This window comes from Pseudomonas sp. MPR-R2A5 (assembly GCF_058793055.1).
This window is the reverse complement of record NZ_JBXAFK010000107.1, coordinates 1-2,159: the sequence shown is the minus strand read 5'-3', so window position 1 is coordinate 2,159 and position 2,159 is coordinate 1. Positions and strand designations below refer to the sequence as shown.

4 protein-coding genes are annotated in these 2,159 nt (G+C 61.3%); 1 reads left to right on the top strand and 3 read right to left on the bottom strand.

Features of this window, described 5'->3' with window-relative positions:
- Positions 1-98: 98 nt before the first annotated feature.
- The 3 genes from AC1Q6I_RS34715 to arsC are packed head-to-tail and all read right to left on the bottom strand — an operon-like array spanning position 99 to position 1,451.
- Complete coding sequence (locus tag AC1Q6I_RS34715; RefSeq protein WP_024076144.1) at positions 99-503, bottom strand: DUF2069 domain-containing protein; 405 nt, start codon at positions 501-503, stop codon at positions 99-101.
- Positions 487-1,101, bottom strand: a complete 615-nt coding sequence (wrbA, locus tag AC1Q6I_RS34710) for an NAD(P)H:quinone oxidoreductase (RefSeq protein ID WP_024076143.1) — start codon at positions 1,099-1,101, stop codon at positions 487-489. The genes AC1Q6I_RS34715 and wrbA overlap by 17 nt, the downstream gene beginning before the upstream one ends.
- Complete coding sequence (arsC, locus tag AC1Q6I_RS34705; RefSeq protein WP_024076142.1) at positions 1,098-1,451, bottom strand: arsenate reductase (glutaredoxin); 354 nt, start codon at positions 1,449-1,451, stop codon at positions 1,098-1,100. Before arsC ends, wrbA begins: the two co-directional genes overlap by 4 nt.
- Positions 1,452-1,566: 115 nt before the next feature.
- On the opposite strand from arsC, the gene AC1Q6I_RS34700 reads away from it, so the two are divergent.
- Positions 1,567-2,028 (top strand): TlpA disulfide reductase family protein, encoded by a 462-nt coding sequence (locus AC1Q6I_RS34700; RefSeq protein WP_024076141.1) that lies wholly within the window; start codon positions 1,567-1,569, stop codon positions 2,026-2,028.
- Positions 2,029-2,159 lie beyond the last annotated feature (131 nt).

Below are 2,159 nucleotides of genomic sequence, written 5' to 3'. Positions count from 1 at the left end.
TGTGAGTTTTTCGCGAGCAAGCTCGCTCCTACAAAAAAGCCTTAACTGAACGGCATTAGGGCAAGCCCGCTCGCCACCACAAGCCCGCTTGCCCCGCGTTACTCGGCCAGCCGGCGATTCAGTTGGTGCCGCCAACGCACATACAGCAGCGCCGTACAAAACAGCGCCAGGCTCGCCAGCATTTCCAGAACGCCGAACCACTGGCGGTTCGGGTCATACGCCGCCAGCGCGCCCTTGATGAAATACAAATTCACCACGAAGCACATCCACGAATGCCCGCGAGCGCTGCCGATGAGCATTCCCGGCGCCAGTACCAGCAGCGGCACCAGTTCGATCAGCAGGATCACCCATGGGCGTGCGCCATGCAGGTCGGCCACGAACAGGTAGTAAATGCACAGCAACCCCACCAACCCGAAAAACGCCAACAGGCTCAGGGCGCGCGCGACCTTGACCCGCGGTTCGAGCCACGCCTGTGGGGGCAGGACCTTAGGCTTCCTGGCCACGGCCGTTCTCCAACAGTGCCGCGGTTTTTGCCAGGCGCAGGCCAAGGGCCTTGCACAGCGCAATTTCATGGGGGTCGAGCAGGCGCTTGCCGTCGGGCCCGGCGTGGTGGCTGGCGCCATAAGGCGTACCGCCGCCCTGGGTGTCGAGCAGTGCCTGTTCGCTGTAAGGCAGGCCGGTGATCAGCATGCCGTGGTGCAGCAGCGGTAGCAGCATCGACATCAGCGTGGTCTCCTGGCCACCGTGCAGGCTGGCGGTGGAGGTGAATACACCCGCCGGCTTGCCGACCAGGGCGCCGGTGAGCCACAGGTTGCTGGTGCTGTCGATAAAGTATTTCAACGGTGCGGCCATGTTGCCGAAGCGTGTCGGGCTGCCCAGCGCCAGGCCCGAGCAGTGCTTGAGGTCATCCAGGCTCGCATAGAGTGCGCCTTCATCGGGAATGCTCGGCGCCACGGCTTCGCATTCGGTGGAGATGGCTGGCACGGTGCGCAAGCGCGCTTCCAGTCCGCCCAACTCGATGCCTCGGGCAATATGCCGGGCCATTTCGCTGACCGAGCCATTGCGGCTGTAATACAACACCAGCACATACGGCGCCGTCACGGCAGGATCTCCAGCACGTTCTCTGGCGGGCGGCCGATGATGGCCTTGTCGGCGGTTTCCAGGATCGGGCGCTCCATCAACTTTGGATGCGCGGCAATGGCGGCGATCAACTGGGCTTCAGTCAGGCTGGCATCCGCCAGGTTCAGGGCCTTGTATTCATCTTCGCCGGTGCGCAGCAATTGACGTGCGCTGACGCCCAGCTTGGCCAGCAGGGCCTTCAATTGTGTGGCGTCCAGCGGGGTTTCGAGGTAGCGCACGACGGTGGGGGCAAGGCCGCGCGCTTCGAGCAGTTCGAGCGCACCGCGGGATTTCGAGCAGCGCGGGTTGTGATAAAGCGTCAGATCGGTCATGTGCGGGTCGCATCTTGCGTAAGGTGGCGGGTATTCTACCTGCGCTGCGGCCCGTCCTTAAACCGTAAGAGGCGATAGGTCGCAGTGAACGTTCATTTTTGCGAAGGATTACCCCATGACAAGGCGACTGATCGGTGCATTGGCGATCATCACAACCCTGCTGCTCAGCGGCTGCGGCAATGACTATGGCGTTGACCAGTACGGCCAGAAGGTTGCGGCCGAGCGCCTGGACAAGCAATGGTTGGTGGTCAATTACTGGGCGGAATGGTGTGGCCCTTGCCGTACTGAAATTCCGGAGCTCAACGCCTTGTCAGAACAATTGAAAGGGCAGAACGTCGGCGTGTTCGGGGTCAATTTCGACAATGTGCAGGGTGCGGAACTGAAGGAAGCCAGTGACAAGCTGGGCATCAAGTTCACGGTGCTGGCGCAGAACCCGGATGGGATCTTCGATATTCCGCGCAGCGAGGCGTTGCCGGTGACGTACATCATCGATGACAAGGGCAAGGTGCGTGAGCAGTTGATGGGCGAGCAGACGGCGGAAGGGGTGCTCGCCAAACTTAAGGCCCTGCGCGGTTAAAGCAACACTTCAAAATGTGGAAGGGGGCAAGCCCGAACGCCAGTCAGTTAAGCCTACATCGCCTTCTGTAGGAGCGAGCTTGCTCGCGAAAAACGTCAACGATAACGCGTGTTTCCTGAATGAACGCGGCG

Excerpts from the sequence above, each read along its gene's own strand:
- AC1Q6I_RS34700 (WP_024076141.1), top strand. The coding sequence starts at position 1,567 with ATGACAAGGCGACTGATCGGTGCATTGGCGATCATCACAACCCTGCTG.
- arsC (WP_024076142.1), bottom strand. The coding sequence starts at position 1,451 with ATGACCGATCTGACGCTTTATCACAACCCGCGCTGCTCGAAATCCCGC.